The organism is Gaoshiqia sp. US2 (assembly GCF_059705485.1).
On the sequence record NZ_AP048550.1, the window covers coordinates 6,175,845 to 6,191,741 of the forward strand.

The window sequence follows — 15,897 nt, forward strand, 5'->3', positions numbered from 1 at the left end:
AAGTGTGCCGTGAGATAACTAAAAAGAAGCTGCTTGCCAACCGGCGGGCGGCTTCTTTTAAACTTGACAGTAATTTTCAGCACAATTAAGAACATAAAATCAACTTCAATGAAAAAAAACTTAATTTTCTCATGGCCGTACTGGTCGGATTATCGATGACTGCTAATGCCCAAACCGAAAAGGGCAATTTCCTTTTAGGCGCTTCCAGTAGCCTGGATTTTTCATCGTTTTCGGTAAAACTTAAAAACGGCCAAACCAGCGAAGATGCCGGTAAAATGTCGACCCTGGAGTTTTACTCCTGCCGCGGGTTATTTTATTGCCAACAACCTGGCCGTAGGGCTGCAATTATCAGTGAGCAGCGCAAGCGAAAAGGAAAACGGGGATAAATATACCGAAACAACGACTATGCTCCTGCCGTTTGCCCGGTTATATTTCGGCAAAAGCAATGTCAAGCCGTTTGTACAGGCAGCCGTTGGGCCCGGCTGGCAAAAGTGGGGCTACGACGAAAAAGAAACGGGAAACATCACCGGGTATGAGTTGGGCGGTGGTTTGGCAGTATTTATCAACCAGTCTATTTCACTTGATTTCAGCCTGGGGTATGCTTCGGCAACTACAAAACTTGACGACTGGAAAACAACCGCCAAAGGTATTGGTGGCAACATAGGTTTTTCTATCATTTTTTAGAAAATAGCTGATAAATTTTGGCTGATCCGCCCCCGCTGGCGTAGGTTTGCAGCCTGTGTCTTGCTTTAAAAAAGCAAAAGTTTACCTCTTCGCTGGCGCACTTTTGCAAATCGTGTCTTGCTTGCAAAAACAAAAAATGGTTTGTCCTGCTTTCAACGGAGTTTGCCCAAAAGGCCAAAGGCACAAATTGCAAATTTGCGCCAGCGGGGAATTTCATCTCACAAACACTTATTTAGAAATAATATGAATTATGAAATTTTATAAAACAAATGTTAATTGATAACCGGTTTTTCCATAAATTGTGTCGTTAAAAAACAGGAGGATGCAAAAAAACAGCTTGGATTCAGAAAGTTTTACACCAAAGTACGTATAAGAAAAAAGTTTTTCCTGATTCGGAAAGCAAGTTTAATTAATTAAATAACTTATTTTTTATGAAAAAATCCATCTCCCTTTTAATGCTTATCTCTTTTCTGGTAAGTATTTCCTGCTACGCACAACAGGAAATGGCGTTGAAAAGGAAAGTTGCTATCGGGCGTTTTTCAAACGAGACTCAATATGCAAAAAGCGTTTTCTACGACAAGGAAAATGACCCGATGGGAAAGCAAGCGAGCGACATTTTGTCGACCCGGTTAGCTGCTTCCGAAAAATTTCTTTTGATTGAACGCCAGGACTACGACAAAATTGTAAGTGAACTGAACACGAGTGGCGGTATTTCACAAAACATTGGCGCCGATTACCTCATTATTGGCTCAATCACCGAATATGGGCGTAAAAACATTGGCACACAAAAGGTTTTTTCGAGCAGTAAAGAACAAATTGTTGAAGCTGGTGTGAGTGTACGCCTGGTCGATGTATCCACCGGTATTATTATTTACAGCGGCGAGGCCAAAGGTGAAGCTACTGCCGAAGACAAACGGGTGATGGGCTTTGGCCAATCTGCCGATTTCGATGCAACCTTATCGGATAAAGCCATTTCGGCTGCTATTTCAAAGCTGGTCGAAAACATCATCAACAGCTGCATGGACAAACCCTGGAAAGCTTACTTTCTTTCGGTTGAAGACGGCACCTACATTATTTCGGGCGGCAAATCGCAAGGACTAAAAGAAGGCGATACGTTCACGATCATGGCGAGAGGGAAAATGGTGAAAAACCCGCAAACCGGGCTGAATATTGAACTGCCCGGTAAAGTGGCAGGCACAATCCGCATCGATCAAACAATGGGTTCAACGCCTGAGGATGAGATCTCCTTTGCTTCGTTAGTCGACGGAACTATTGACACAGCTGAGTTAGACAAGTATTACATTGTTGAGAAAAAATAATCCCATGAAAAAAATCATCATTTTTATACTTGCCCTGTTTGCCTTTAGCGCGTGCGGACCTCACCAGTACAGTACCCGCTCCGCAGGACAGGACAATTCGTCGTTTGTGGTGGTCGTAACAAACGGACAGGAATACGAAAACGTATCGGTAATAGTCGACGGAACCAGCTACCCGGTTGAAAAAGTGTACAAACTGAAAGCTATCCGGAAAGCCCATCCGGTAGTGATTACCCCCGGAAAACACCAAATTCAGGTGGTGTCGGGAAACAACATATTAACTGACGAAAACATCTTTATCGGATTACAAGAAACCAAAAAAATCATACTTCCATGAAATCGCTAAAGTATACTCTAATTGCAATTTTTGCTTTGGCTGCCTTTTCGTGTACCACCGAAAAACCGCTTTACAACTGGCGTGGGTACGACGATGCAGTATATGCCTATACCAAGACTGCCGACGAGCAGAGTACCGAGAACCTGATTCAGATTTACGAAAAGCTGATCAATAAACCGGGCGGAACACGCAAAGCTCCACCCCCGGGAGTCTGTGCCGACTATGGCTACATCCTGGTTCGAAAAGGCGAGGTAGCCAAAGGCAAAGAACTCCTGATCAAAGAAACCATGATGTACCCGGAATCGAAACCATTTATTGACCGAATTATCAAACGATTTGAAGAATGAAAAATCTACTCTACTTTGTCGTAGCGGCAGTGATACTTGCCAGCTGTTCGAATGCAAAACTGTTACCAAAATCCGAAGCCTATAAAAACATTTACCAGGAGAAACCGCTTTCGGTTTTGTTGCTCCCACCGATCAACAAAAGCACCAAGGTTGAGGCTAAAGAACTTTTCTACAGCTCATTGAGCCAACCCTTAACCTTAAGGGGCTACTATGTAATGCCCCCGCTTTTATCGATGGAAATCTTAAAAGAAGAAAGCGCCTATGATGCCGAACTGTTCATCAACAACTCCATGAAACAGGTTGGCGATTTATTCGGAGTTGATGCGGTGTTATTTACCACCATCCACGAATGGAATAAAACGGCCATCGCCTCGCAGATCAATGTCAAAATTGAATACCTGCTGAAGTCGACCAGAACCGACGAGATTTTGTTTCATCGTACAGGTGATATCACCCTGAACGTTTCGGTCAACACCGGAAGTATCATCGGGAACGTTGTTGGCAGCATGCTGGCCACCGCGCTTACCAAAGAAATTGTGGTTGCCCGGAATTGCAACTATTACACGGTTGCCGATATCCCGTCGGGAAAATACAGCCCCACCTTCGGGCTAGACAGCGAGCTGAAAGCTCAACCGGCTGAGTTTAAACAGGTTCTTAAAAATCAATACTAAGATCTTAGTAAACTATAACAAAGAGGCCCGCCATATTGGCGGGCCTCTTTGTTAACCCATCAAACAAATAATCTTTCCTGTTACTGACGGTTGCGGCTTAACTCCAGGCACTTAGCTCCCGGCGCTTTCCGCTCTCCTCCATTTCCAAGCTTAAGCATATGCCGTGCAAGACGGAGTACCGGAAACCTTCTCCACGAAGGCGGACAGACCACGCACCCGGCAGCTTTCTCCTCAAAAAAGGACACTTAGCCCGCATACCCGGACAGCAAAACCACGAAAGCGGAACCACACTGGCCGGACACACGGAAACAAAAAAACCGGACACGGAAACCTCCGTCACGATTGTGGAAAACTTCTCCACGAAGGTTGAAGGTTGCAGCCCGTAGGCGGAACAAGTAACCTAACCTGAACAAGACGGGTTTAAAGGGTTAAAACAGAACCGGCAGCCTGATTGGGCTGCCGGTTCTGTTTTTATGGGCGGTTTATTTTTTCGCGTTGGAGAAGAAGTCCCGCTGCGCTTTAATCAGGTTCACATAGTTCATCAGCAGGTTTTTGGTTTCGCTGATGATGTTGAAGTACAACACCGAATTGCGGGTGTTCACCTCCTTGTTTTTGATCCGTTTGATTTGGGCTTTTTCCATGATGGCCAAGCGGTTGAAGATGACGTCGCGCTGCCGGATTATGTTTTCAATTTCCTCAAACTTCTCTTCTTTCACGACATGCAGGGTCATATTCACAAAGTCGCTGATTTCGGTCATGAAGACAGACAGTTCCTTCACCTGGGTCTGGACGAACGGCTTATGGTTATTCTCCATGTGCTCGTAAAGCGGTTCCGCCAGGTAAGTCAGCGAGTGCGTGACTTCGCGCAGGTATTCAACAAGTTGTACATACGACTGGCTGATAATCAGCGAATCGCTTTGTTGCAAGGTTTCGATCACATCTGAAACCTTGGTCTTCATCTTCTTTGTCTTTTTATTGAATGTATTGATTCCATCCAGCGCTTCGCGCACATGGACCCGGTCCTCATTCAGAAAACTTTCGATACTCACCGAATACACCTGGTTAATCATCAACACGGAATTCACCACTTGTTTTTTGGTTTTTTCGATTACTTTTTCAATCTCGTCATTAAACGAGATGCTTTCTTCGTCTTCAATTTTTCGGGCCGCAATTTTCTTTTTCAGTACGGTATGGGTACGCACCACCGTGAAAACCGCCAATGCCATAAAGGCAAAAACCATGTAGTTTCCGCCAATGGCAATAATACCGGCGATAAACAGGGATATTGTAAAAGCGATCAGGGCGGTGAGAAACCAACCTCCAACTACGGCAAACACACCCGAGATCCGGTAAACGGCGCTTTCGCGTCCCCAGGCGCGGTCGGCCAGCGAGGTTCCCATCGCCACCATAAAGGTAACGTAGGTGGTTGATAAGGGTAACTTGAGCGAAGTTCCCAAAGAGATGAGGATCCCTGAAACAATCAGGTTAACTGATGCCCGAATCTTGTCGAACGCAGCTTTTTCTTCTCCCCTGACAGGGCGCGCCTCCCGGGCCTGCTCGAAACGGGAATCAATGAAGGTATTAACCCGGTCGGGCAGCCATCTCCGCAAATTTTTATTCACCTGGATGGTCTTTCTGACGATTACCCGGGATAAGATGGAAGAACCAAAACGTTCATCCCCTTCCGTTTGGCGGGATAAATCGACTGTAGTGGCCACCACGTTCCGAGCTTTCCGCGAAGTGATCAGGGTAATAATCATCACCAATCCGGCAATCACGAGCATATATTCAGGCGTCGGCAATTTCCCTTTCAGCATCTCCATCGAAAAGGCGTCGGCGCTAACTCCGCCGGCAGCCCTCCAGGCTGTGAATGACTGGAATCCGGCGAGCGGGACCCCGATAAAGTTCACCAGGTCGTTCCCGGCAAACGCCAGGGCCAGACCAAAGGTTCCAACCAGCACAATCACCTTGGGAATATCAATTTTAAATATCCAGTACAACAATTGCAGAATAATGGTCCAGCCAATGACACTGACCACCAAGAGCATGAAGATATTATTCATCAGGAAATCAACCATTTCTTCCGACATAAAGGTAGCGCCTTTGGCTCCTTTGATGAGCATGAAATAAGTCATCGCCGCAATAGAAAGGCCGCCAAACAAGGCCCCGTAATAACGTAAAGTCCGGTGCATCCGGAACGAGAACACCAGGCGGGAAAGATACTGGACGACGGCGCCTACAACAAAAGCAATGATAACCGAAACCAGGATGCCTGAAATGATCGCCAGCGCCTTTTCGCTGTTGATATATTTTGAAAGCTCTGACAGGCTGCTGCCGGCCTGCTGAATTTTTACCAGCGAAACCGCCACCGCCGATCCAAGCAATTCGAAAACAATAGACACTGTTGTAGACGTGGGAAGCCCGAAAGTATTGAACATGTCCAGCAAAATCACGTCGGTGATCATAACCGCCAGGAAAATGACCATAATTTCGGAGAAAAAGAACATATCCGGGTGGAAAATGCCTTTCCGCGCCACTTCCATCATTCCGCTTGAAAAAACTGCCCCAACCAGTACGCCGAGACTGGCAACTGTAAAGATTAACCACTTGGGAGCCGCTTTCGATCCGATTGCTGAATTCAGGAAATTTACCGCGTCGTTGCTTACTCCCACAACCAAATCAGAAATGGCCAGAGCAAACGTTCCATATACTTAAGACATAAAATGACGGGTGCAAAAATATAAGCTAAGTAACGAGCTACGGGCGTATGGGTGTTAAATTAGCGTTAACTAACCGTCAATTTACTGTTAATGAGTGCGAACATTGTTTTTTATTCTATTTTTGCCGGTAAAATTATGATGAAATGAAAACCTACCCGGTAAAGAGATTAGCTTTCCATATGGCACTGATGGTTACAGTTTTAAGCCTGTTTTTCGGACTGATTCTAAAGTATGCAGATCCCCCGTTTTATATAAACCTGGTTCTGATCGCCATTTTTTTTGCCCTGATCTACTTTGCCGTCAATTTTGTATTCATCAGGTACATCAACAACAAAATTGAACCCATTTACAAGTTTATCCGCGAAATTCCGGCCCGGAAGAAAGATAAAGGGGAGAAAGATCAGGCGAACAGCAACATCATTGGCGATGTGCAAAAAGAAGTGGAAGAATGGGCCAAAAACCAAACACAGGAAATTACGCGTTTGAAAGACCTGGAACGTTACCGGAAAGAATTCGTGGGGAATGTATCGCACGAGCTGAAAACCCCGATTTTTAACATCCAGGGTTACATTCTGACCTTACTGGAAGGCGGGCTGGACGACCCGAAAATTAATAAACTCTACCTGAAACGCACCGAAAAAAGTATCGACCGGATGATCTCCATCGTGGAAGACCTCGAATCGATTACCAAACTTGAATCGGGCGTTCTTCGACTGAGAAAAGAAAATTTCGACCTGATTAAAATGGTCGATGAAGTTTTCGAAATGGAATTGATGATGGCCAATGAGCGTAAGATCCAATTGATCATCGACCGCCCGGAAAATCCGGTCATCGTACACGCCGACAAAAAGCGGATCATGGAAGTAATGACCAACCTGGTAGCCAACGGCATCAAATACGGAAAACGGAAAGGTTTTGTAAAAGTTGGTTTTTACGATTTGAGCGATACCGTGATGATTGAGGTGATGGATAACGGCATTGGGATCGAAAAAAGTGAATTACACCGGGTTTTTGAGCGTTTCTACCGGGTCGACAAATCAAGGTCGAGAGAACAGGGCGGAACCGGATTGGGCCTGTCTATCGTGAAACACATTATTGAAGCCCACAAACAAACCATCAATGTAAAATCGGTTGTCGACGAAGGCACCACCTTCACCTTTACGCTCGAAAAAACCAGATAAACCCGGGTACTTTTAAAAAATTGAAAATTATCTGCACAAATTTGTCTTTTTTCAACCGTATTTGCATAAATTACCGCTGAAAGAGTTTATGTTCGTTCTCACAATTCTTTTAATAAAAATGTAACCCGATTGTTACAAAACAGGAATACCTTTAACCGCTGTTAATACTGCCCATATGAATGACGAAAAATATAAAATACTGCTGGTTGACGACGAAGTTGATATTTTAGAATTTATCAGTTACAACCTTGAAAAAGAAGGATTTAAGGTATACACGGCACAAAACGGGCTGGATGCCATTAAAATTGCCGAGAAAAAACTGCCTCACCTGATTATTCTGGATGTGATGATGCCCGAAATGGACGGAATCGCGGCCTGCGAAGAAATGCGCAAAATCCCGGCCCTGCAAAGCTGCATTATCGCCTTCCTGACGGCCCGGGGCGAAGATTACTCGCAGATTGCAGGATTTGAAGCCGGCGCCGATGATTACATCACCAAACCCATTCGCCCGAAAGTGCTGGTCAGCCGGGTAAAAGCCCTGCTAAAACGAACCGGAAACAGCAGCGCCGGTACTTCTGCACCTGCCGAGAACAGCAATACCATTACCATTGGCAACCTGGTGATCGACAAGGAACGATACATGATTAAGATAGACAATACGGAGATGATCCTGCCGCGTAAAGAATTTGAACTGCTTTCGCTGCTGGTATCAAAACCCGGAAAAGTTTTCACCCGCGAAGAAATTTACTATTCGGTATGGGGAGACAATGTCGTGGTTGGCGACCGTACCATTGATGTTCATATCCGAAAGCTACGCGAGAAAATCGGGAACGACCACATTAAAACCCTGAAAGGGATCGGTTATAAGTTTGTGGAATAAATAATTCCGTCTGCTGCTTCACCAGATCAGCCCAAGAACCAGGTAATTGACAAGGAACCCGAGGAAAAATCCGGCAAAAACCTGAACGAGTGTATGTTTCCCGAGCAATAGCCGCGCAGTTCCGATCAGGCCTGCAATCCCAACCAGTACAATAATCAAGACGGAGGTATTCATACCCAAACGTAAAGAAAGGGCAATGATAGCCCCGATCAGCCCGCCGATTCCGGCCATGTGGGCGCTTATTTTCCAGCGGATGGAAATAAACAGCAGCAGGACAATAATCAGCACCGATGAAATCAGGAAAACGCGGTAAACCGGGTAAATGGGCAAACGGTTCAGAAAATAATAGCCCAAATAATAAAAAATAGCCGTGTAAAGCATGGGTAATACCCGGTCGGTATGTTTATCCAGGTCGAGCTTCACTTTCTTGTTTAAGCTCATAAAACCAATGCTCACCAACGGCAGTAAAAAGGTGCTAAGGAAAACAACCAGCAGGATCAGCTTTTTGGCCTCGAAGGTGAGTAAGGCAAAGTGAAAGTTGGTATTCATCAGTAACAAAAACCCGACTGTCGGGATAATCAGCGGATGAAAGAGGATAGATACTACCCGGGCAGCGAGTTGGAGAATTTTCATCTGTTTATCTTTAAATTCGTGTTTCTATAATTTGCGTATCAATGTCGGTTTTTCAATTGAACCCTCAACGGATGGAACTCGCCAGCATAATCATTCTCTTGTGTGAGAGGTTTGGCTCTCATGGCTCGTTTCATGTTTCCGAAATTTAGAGTTCTTTACGCAAGCGGGCAACCGGAATACCCAATTGTTCCCGGTACTTGGCCACCGTCCGCCGGGCAATCGGGTACGACTTTTCCTTCAGAATCTGCGCCAGGCGGTCATCGGTCAACGGTTTTCGTTTATTTTCACCCATGATACACTCTTCCAGTATTTTTTTGATTTCGCGGGTCGACACCTCCTCGCCGGTGTCTTTTTGCATGCCCTCAGAGAAGAAATATTTCAGGGGAAAAATACCAAAATGGGTTTGAATATATTTGCTGTTCGATACCCTCGAAATGGTGGAAATATCCAACCCGGTCCGGTCGGCAATATCTTTCAGGATCATCGGTCTCATCCGGGTTTCATCACCATCCATAAAATAGTCCTTCTGGAAGTCGATAATTTCCGACATGGTAATCATCAAGGTGTGATGCCGTTGACGAATGGCATCGATAAACCATTTGGCCGAATCCATCTTTTGTTTGACAAACAGCAGGGCATCTTTCTGGTCGCGCGAAATGTTTTTCCGGTTTTCGGTGTACGATTTCAGCATATCCATGTAATGGCCGTTCATCCGCAAATCGGGCACGTTACGCTGGTTGAGCGAAAGCTGTAATTCGCCGTCGTTATTTTCGAGGATAAAATCAGGCACAATCACCTGGTTCGACTTGCTGAGGGGGTTGCTGTACGAACTTCCCGGTTTCGGATTTAGTTTCAGGATTTCGGCGATCGCGTCTTTCAGCTCGTCTTCACTAATTTCATGTTTTTTGAGGATCTTATCGTAGTGTTTCCGGGTGAATTCTTCAAAATTATCTTTGATGATATTCATCGCTAACATCGTGGCCGGGTTGCCTTTCTTTCGCTGAATCTGAAGCAGCAGGCATTCCTGTAAGTCGCGCGCCCCAATACCGGGCGGGTCAAATTCCTGAATGATATCCAGCAATTCTTCCAGTTCGCTCAAGCTCACGTCCATGTTCAGGTTAAACGCCAGATCGTCGCTGATCGAAAGCAGGTCGCGGCGCAGATAACCATCTTCATCAATGTTACCGATGATGTACTCAGCCAGTTTTCGCTGGGTTTCACTCAACTCGGCCAAACCAAGCTGTTCGTTCATCGACTCATGAAAACTGGTTCCGGCCGAGAACGGAATATCAATCTGTTTATCGTCTTTTGAATAATTATTTGCCGCGAGCCGGTATTCGGGAATATCATCCTCATCCATATAATCTTCCAGCGAGAACTCCTCGTTATCGCGGTCGTTTCCCTGATCGTCTTCCTGCATGTCGTTCTCATCCGAAGGAGATTCACTGGTCAGTTCCAATACCGGGTTTTCTTCCAGTTCTTTTTTTATGCGTTGTTCCAGCTGGACAGTCGGAATTTCCAGAAGCTTGATCACCTGAATTTGTTGCGGCGAAAGTTTCTGTAATAATTTTTGCTGTAAGCTGAGTCTCTGAGATGGCATACGTCATTACTTTCTCCAAAATTATAATTTTTATACGAACCCCGTATAGCAGATTTTTAAAATGCAGGACCGATCGGGTCTTTATTCCCTTTTTACCGGCTTGAAGGCGCTTGTTTGTCCATTTTTTTAGGTACACGAACCCGTTTTGGAACTATAAACGCCTGTTCTTTTTTAGTTTGAAGAAAGGCAGGTAAGGAACATCCTTATACTTGACCTTACGATGAAAAGGATAGTAATTGGCGCCAAAGCTAAGCGTCCGAATGTCTGAAGCGGATTTATTCAGAAAGGGCAGGACATGGTCGGTGGCGATGTAGGCTGTTCCTTTAGCCCATTTAACCTGAACCCCCAGCGGAATATTCAGGTAAGATGTGCCCATCGCCGCGTATCCACTACTCACATAAATCTGCCTGGCTACCTGCCATGTTGCCGAAAGCAGGAGGCTGTTATAAGTCAGATCTCCGTGTTTTACCAGCCTGTCGGCAATTCCGACCGACCAATTGGGACTGAACTCGTAATTTAAACCGCCAAAAAACAGCATCGGCAGGGGAACGCCAATCCCGGAAACTACCGTATCGTCTACCTCCACCAGATCACGAAAAGTGTTTTTAAGCGAGATCTCGTCCACCTTTTTCACCAAAACTTCGGTGCCGTCATCCAGCGTTTGCCCGGACACCAGGCTGCTGCTGAGCCTGTTTTGCCCGTCAAGCCTGATCGTTTGCAGGTTATTCTTAAAATTGATTTTTCCCAGGTTAGTTACGCTGGCCGTAAAAGTCAGGTAGGGGTCAATCTGATATTTCAGCCCCAAATCGAGCCCAAATCCCGTGTTTTTTGAGTTTTTCAGGTAATCCGAAACGCTGTAATCTTCGATCCGGGCTAAATCTTTCGTTCCGTCGGCCCGTTCAATAACCCGGACCGGAGCCGAAAACTTCAGGTACCCGGATGAATTGACATAAAAGTTATTGGCATTTTCGACAATCGTGCCGGAAACATCGGAGCTGACAAACGATTTCCCGAAATACAGGTTAGCCCTCGCTCCCACGATGAGTTTATCGCGGATTAGCCGAGTCGCATAACCCAGGCTGTATTGCCTGAAATGAATTCCCTCGGAGGGGAACGCCTGCTGTTTTCCAAGCACAAACAGGGTATCGGAAGCGTCAACAAAAAAGTTTAACAAATTGCCTTTAAGCCGGGCGGTGCCGTAAACACTTTCGCGGACCCTCAGGTTGAATGTGCCCGATTTTGTTTGCAAAGAAAGATTGATCAGGTTGATCTCCGTTTGCAGAAAAGCCTGTCTGGAAGAAACAAGATCTTTTACAATAGCCGTAAATTCTACTTCATCCGCGCTGTCAGGATCGATATCCAGCATTTTTCTTACTGCATCGTGATGGTTGTAACTGATGGAGGTACCTGCAAAAGGAAAAATACTGAAACTGAACTTTTCACGGGTCAGCAGCGATGCCGGATTGTCGTTCGGCCCGTCCTCGCTTTGATAAAGCAACAGGTTCGACTGCGCCCGGGACGGCCCCGCCTGCAACAGAATAAAAACAAAGAAAATGAAAGTATATGCGCTTCCCGGGTGTATCAGCGCCTTGCCCGGTTTTAACAGACTGATTAATTTACCGAAAACCATTTCGGCAAACTCGTTGTTTTTTATTTTGTTGGTTATCAGAAATTTCACGCGTCCGGTATTTGAAAGTTTATCTAAAATATCAGGTGATCCCTTACCTGATCTTATTCTTAAACCCCTACCGCCAGACACAAATATAATTACTTATCGACAAAAACAGACCAATAAATCTTAATTTACAAAAAAATAATACCGTACCGCGTCAACCAGAAAAGCTTCCGTCGATATTAAAACTCGGCATTTTTCGGCGTCCTTGGAAAGGCGATGACGTCGCGGATGTTTCCCATACCGGTAACAAAGAGGATGAAACGTTCAAATCCCAGTCCAAAACCAGCGTGAGGCACGGTCCCAAAACGACGGGTATCCAGGTACCACCACATTTCTTCGGCGGGGATACTCATTTCGTTCATGCGGGCAACCAGTTTGTCATAATCGGATTCGCGTTCCGACCCGCCGATAATCTCGCCAATCTGCGGAAACAACACATCCATGGCAGCTACCGTTTTCCCGTCATCATTTTGCTTCATGTAAAACGCTTTGATCTCTTTCGGGTAGTTGATGAGAATAACCGGTTTTTTGAAGTGTTTTTCAACCAGGTAGCGCTCGTGCTCGCTCTGAAGGTCGATGCCCCATTCAACCGGGAACTGGAATTTACCGTTTTTGTAAGGCTTCGAGTTTTTCAGAATATCGATAGCTTCGGTGTAAGTACAACGCACAAAATCGTTTTCCAGCACAAACTGAAGTTTTTCGATCAGTTCCATCGATCGCTGGTCTTGTGGTTTATCTTTTTCTTCCTGCTGGAGCCGGCTGCTCAAAAATTTGAGATCGTCCATACAGTTTTCAAGCGCGTATTTGATCAGGTATTTCAAAAACTCTTCGGCCAGGTCCATGTTATCGGTCAGCTCATAAAAGGCCATCTCCGGCTCAATCATCCAAAATTCGGCCAGATGGCGGGTGGTATTCGAGTTTTCGGCGCGAAAAGTAGGGCCAAAGGTATAAATCTCGCCCAGGGCCGTTGCTCCCAGTTCGCCTTCAAGCTGCCCCGAAACCGTCAGGTTGGTCGGGCGGCCAAAGAAATCCTGCGAAAAATCCACTTCTCCTTCTTCGGTTGCCGGCGGGTTAACAGCCGGAAGCGTCGAAACCCGGAACATCTGCCCGGCTCCTTCAGCATCCGATGCGGTAATGATCGGTGTATGCAGATAATAAAACCCTTTGTCGTTAAAATACTTGTGAATGGCGAAGGCCATCGCGTGCCGGATGCGGAACACCGCGCTGAAAGTAGCTGTCCGGAACCGCAGGTGGGCATTTTCGCGCAAAAATTCAAGGCTGTGTTTTTTCGGCTGAATCGGGTATTTCTCCGGATCAGCCTTCCCATAAATAATGATTTCACCCGCAATCAACTCCACGCTTTGTCCGCTTCCCTGCGATTCGACCAAATCACCGGTAATGCCCAGCGAGGTACTGGTATTAATATCTTTCAGGAAATCCTCCCCAAATTTTTCAACATCGGCAACAACCTGCAAATTATTAATCGTCGATCCGTCGTTTAAGGCGATAAAATTCACGTTTTTACTTCCGCGTTTGGTCCGTACCCACCCTTTTACCAGTACTTGCTGACCAACTTGTCCGCCGGCCAATACCTCTTTAATTTTCAGTCGTTTCATGTTGTTGTTTGTTTTGCAGGTTTCGATATTCCCCTGAATCTTCTTTTTGTGAAAATTGCTTGTAAGAAAAACGGAACAGGTTGATCATCCGGGTATCTTCTTACAAAATTTAACAGAGAACAAAAGTACATTTTTCTGTTGAAAAACATATGCCGCCCATCATTAAAATTTAAAGCGCTTTCGCTGGCCGGTTTTAACCGTTAAACCATTAGATTTTCAATCAGATATTACGTAAACAGAATTACATGCCAATCTGGTCTGGTCTGTTCGTATAGCAAAAGTGGGTGCATTTCCTCATTGATAACCAGAAAAATATACTTTAATTTACATCACTCTTGATACCAATTGTGGAGACGGCCGATGAAAATTGAAGACAGGATACTATTCGCAGAGATAAAAAACCAAAACAAAAAGGTTTTTGAGGCCTTGTTTCGTGAATATTACCCCTTTTTGACCCGCTTTGCCGAGGGCTTCGTGTTTAACCGGCAGTTGGCCGAGGACATCGTTCAAAACTTGTTTATTTATTTTTGGGAAAACGCCCGGCATCTGCAACTGGATTCGTCGATTAAATCGTATTTCTACCAATCGGTTAAAAACCGTTGTTTGAACCATTTACGCGACTTACAGGTATACGACAAACATAAACTGCTCTATATCGAAGCCAGTTTAAACAGCGAGGACCCGTCGAGCTGGGAGGAAATCGACATTTCCACGCAGGTTCAAGACGCGATTGAATCCCTTCCGCCCCAAATGAGAGAGTTATTTCTGATGAAATACATGCAGGGCGCAAAAACAAAAGACATCGCCGCGCTAAAAGGCATTTCGGAGAACACCATTAAAACCCAGCTGAAACGGGCTAAAGATAAACTCCGGGAAAAACTGTTCCAAACCACCTCCCTGAAATTTTTCCTGTAATTTTTGTCACCCTTTTCTTTCGGTTTCGTGTCACATGGGTAAAAGCGATACTTACACATGGGCAAAACTTATCACCCGATCGACATCGAAGTTATCTGGAAGGTCATTCAAAAGCAGGCGTCGGAAGAAGAGATGAACCGGCTTCAGGGATGGCTTCGCGAAGACGAATCTCACCGTCGTTATTTCCGCGACGCCGAAGAATTTCTCAAGAATGGTTCCTCATTGGCCCATACGCCTTTCGAAATTGACCAGGCATGGAAACAGGTGGAAGAAAAAGCAAAACGGCGTAAGTTAATTGGTCAGGCCCGTTCGGTTGCTGCCGCCGGTATTGCAGCCCTGCTGCTGATTGCTTTACTCTTTTATTATAACAATCAAACCCGGAATCAGTTACAGTATGCCGGTTACGCCGGCGTGATCGCCCCCGGAACCGAAAAAGCCAGTTTGATTTTCGATGACGGAAGAACATTCAATTTGTCGGATAAACTCGATTTCTTTCTGGAAGAAAGAGGAACGGCTATCCGGAATACCCGGGACATGCTCGAATATACCGACTTCGGGAAAAGAACCGGCGAAATGGCTTACAATACCGTGAGCGTACCTCGCGGAGGCGAATTTTCCGTCAAGTTGGCCGACGGTACCCGAATTTGGCTGAATGCAGAAAGTACGCTTCGTTTCCCGGTCAGGTTTGGAAGCGGGGTACGCAAAGTAGAACTCTCAGGCGAAGCTTATTTCGAAGTAGCAAAAGATGAGCAACGCCCGTTTCTTGTCATTTCGGGCGAACAACAGTTGGAAGTACTGGGAACAAGTTTCAATATCAGCTGCTACGAGGAGGACCCGATTATTTTTACTACCCTGGTGACGGGAAAGGTGGCGCTTAGCCTGACCAGACATCCGGAAATAACCCAATTACTTTCACCCAACGAGCAGGGATATTATGCCCGCGGCATTGATCAAATCTCCAAACGACCGGTTGATGTCAGTCAGTACACCGCCTGGAAAGAAGGGCGCTTTATTTTTGATGACGAACTGCTTTCCAATATCATGAAGAAATTATCCAAATGGTACGATGTTGACATTGTTTTTGCCAGTGAAAAAGCCAAACAATCGCGCTTTACCGGAAACCTGCAACGCTATGGCAACTTTGAAGAGGTCCTGAATAAAATAGAAAAAACCAATGAAGTAAAATTTTATGTAAATGGCAGACAAATAACCATTGAGTAAAAAAAAGCGGGAAATGTTCGCACCATCCCCCGCCCTACACTCAGTAATTAACTTAAATGTAGAATTAAACAGTTCGAATTTATGAAAAAAAAACGATGTAA

The 15,897-nt window shown here is 45.4% G+C and carries 14 protein-coding genes; 9 read left to right on the forward strand and 5 right to left on the reverse strand.

What is annotated here, in order from left to right:
• Positions 1 to 264: 264 nt before the first annotated feature.
• From AC6H3C_RS24695 to AC6H3C_RS24715, 5 genes are all read left to right on the forward strand, one after another.
• Complete coding sequence (locus AC6H3C_RS24695; protein ID WP_497518375.1) at positions 265 to 684, forward strand: outer membrane beta-barrel protein; 420 nt, start codon at positions 265 to 267, stop codon at positions 682 to 684.
• A 431-nt stretch (positions 685 to 1,115) separates the two neighbouring features.
• Complete coding sequence (locus AC6H3C_RS24700; protein WP_497518376.1) at positions 1,116 to 2,003, forward strand: CsgG/HfaB family protein; 888 nt, start codon at positions 1,116 to 1,118, stop codon at positions 2,001 to 2,003.
• 4 nt (positions 2,004 to 2,007) lie between these two features.
• The gene (locus AC6H3C_RS24705; RefSeq protein ID WP_497518377.1) at positions 2,008 to 2,337 is read left to right on the forward strand and encodes a hypothetical protein; all 330 of its coding nucleotides are present in this window, start codon (positions 2,008 to 2,010) and stop codon (positions 2,335 to 2,337) included.
• On the forward strand, positions 2,334 to 2,684 hold the full coding sequence (locus AC6H3C_RS24710) for a DUF4810 domain-containing protein (protein WP_497518378.1): 351 nt from the start codon (positions 2,334 to 2,336) through the stop codon (positions 2,682 to 2,684). The genes AC6H3C_RS24705 and AC6H3C_RS24710 overlap by 4 nt, the downstream gene beginning before the upstream one ends.
• Positions 2,681 to 3,355, forward strand: coding sequence for a GNA1162 family protein (locus AC6H3C_RS24715; RefSeq protein ID WP_497518380.1), 675 nt, complete (start codon positions 2,681 to 2,683; stop codon positions 3,353 to 3,355). The genes AC6H3C_RS24710 and AC6H3C_RS24715 overlap by 4 nt, the downstream gene beginning before the upstream one ends.
• 482 nt (positions 3,356 to 3,837) lie before the next feature.
• Here the strand turns inward: AC6H3C_RS24715 and AC6H3C_RS24720 are convergent, their stop codons facing one another.
• Complete coding sequence (locus AC6H3C_RS24720; RefSeq protein WP_497518381.1) at positions 3,838 to 6,027, reverse strand: inorganic phosphate transporter; 2,190 nt, start codon at positions 6,025 to 6,027, stop codon at positions 3,838 to 3,840.
• A gap of 191 nt (positions 6,028 to 6,218) precedes the next feature.
• On the opposite strand from AC6H3C_RS24720, the gene AC6H3C_RS24725 reads away from it, so the two are divergent.
• Together AC6H3C_RS24725 and AC6H3C_RS24730 are read left to right on the forward strand one after the other, a co-directional pair.
• A complete protein-coding gene (locus tag AC6H3C_RS24725) occupies positions 6,219 to 7,256 on the forward strand; it encodes a sensor histidine kinase (RefSeq protein WP_497518382.1) in 1,038 nt (345 codons plus the stop codon).
• A 175-nt stretch (positions 7,257 to 7,431) separates the two neighbouring features.
• The gene (locus tag AC6H3C_RS24730; RefSeq protein WP_497518383.1) at positions 7,432 to 8,136 is read left to right on the forward strand and encodes a response regulator transcription factor; all 705 of its coding nucleotides are present in this window, start codon (positions 7,432 to 7,434) and stop codon (positions 8,134 to 8,136) included.
• A gap of 18 nt (positions 8,137 to 8,154) precedes the next feature.
• Here AC6H3C_RS24730 and AC6H3C_RS24735 read toward each other — a convergent pair whose 3' ends face one another.
• The 4 genes from AC6H3C_RS24735 to asnS form a co-directional block, all read right to left on the reverse strand.
• A complete protein-coding gene (locus tag AC6H3C_RS24735) occupies positions 8,155 to 8,769 on the reverse strand; it encodes a hypothetical protein (RefSeq protein ID WP_497518384.1) in 615 nt (204 codons plus the stop codon).
• Positions 8,770 to 8,914: 145 nt separating this feature from the next.
• Positions 8,915 to 10,369 (reverse strand): RNA polymerase factor sigma-54, encoded by a 1,455-nt coding sequence (gene rpoN, locus AC6H3C_RS24740; RefSeq protein WP_497518385.1) that lies wholly within the window; start codon positions 10,367 to 10,369, stop codon positions 8,915 to 8,917.
• Between the two features lie 151 nt (positions 10,370 to 10,520).
• Positions 10,521 to 12,047 carry a DUF5723 family protein gene (locus AC6H3C_RS24745; protein WP_497518386.1) on the reverse strand — a complete coding sequence of 509 codons (1,527 nt, stop codon included), beginning with the start codon at positions 12,045 to 12,047 and terminating at the stop codon, positions 10,521 to 10,523.
• Positions 12,048 to 12,223: 176 nt separating this feature from the next.
• The gene (asnS, locus tag AC6H3C_RS24750; protein WP_497518388.1) at positions 12,224 to 13,660 is read right to left on the reverse strand and encodes an asparagine--tRNA ligase; all 1,437 of its coding nucleotides are present in this window, start codon (positions 13,658 to 13,660) and stop codon (positions 12,224 to 12,226) included.
• A gap of 360 nt (positions 13,661 to 14,020) precedes the next feature.
• On the opposite strand from asnS, the gene AC6H3C_RS24755 reads away from it, so the two are divergent.
• Together AC6H3C_RS24755 and AC6H3C_RS24760 are read left to right on the forward strand one after the other, a co-directional pair.
• Positions 14,021 to 14,575, forward strand: coding sequence for an RNA polymerase sigma factor (locus AC6H3C_RS24755; RefSeq protein WP_497518389.1), 555 nt, complete (start codon positions 14,021 to 14,023; stop codon positions 14,573 to 14,575).
• A 57-nt stretch (positions 14,576 to 14,632) separates the two neighbouring features.
• Entirely contained in the window at positions 14,633 to 15,796 is a 1,164-nt protein-coding gene (locus AC6H3C_RS24760) for a FecR family protein (RefSeq protein ID WP_497518391.1), read from the forward strand.
• Positions 15,797 to 15,897 lie beyond the last annotated feature (101 nt).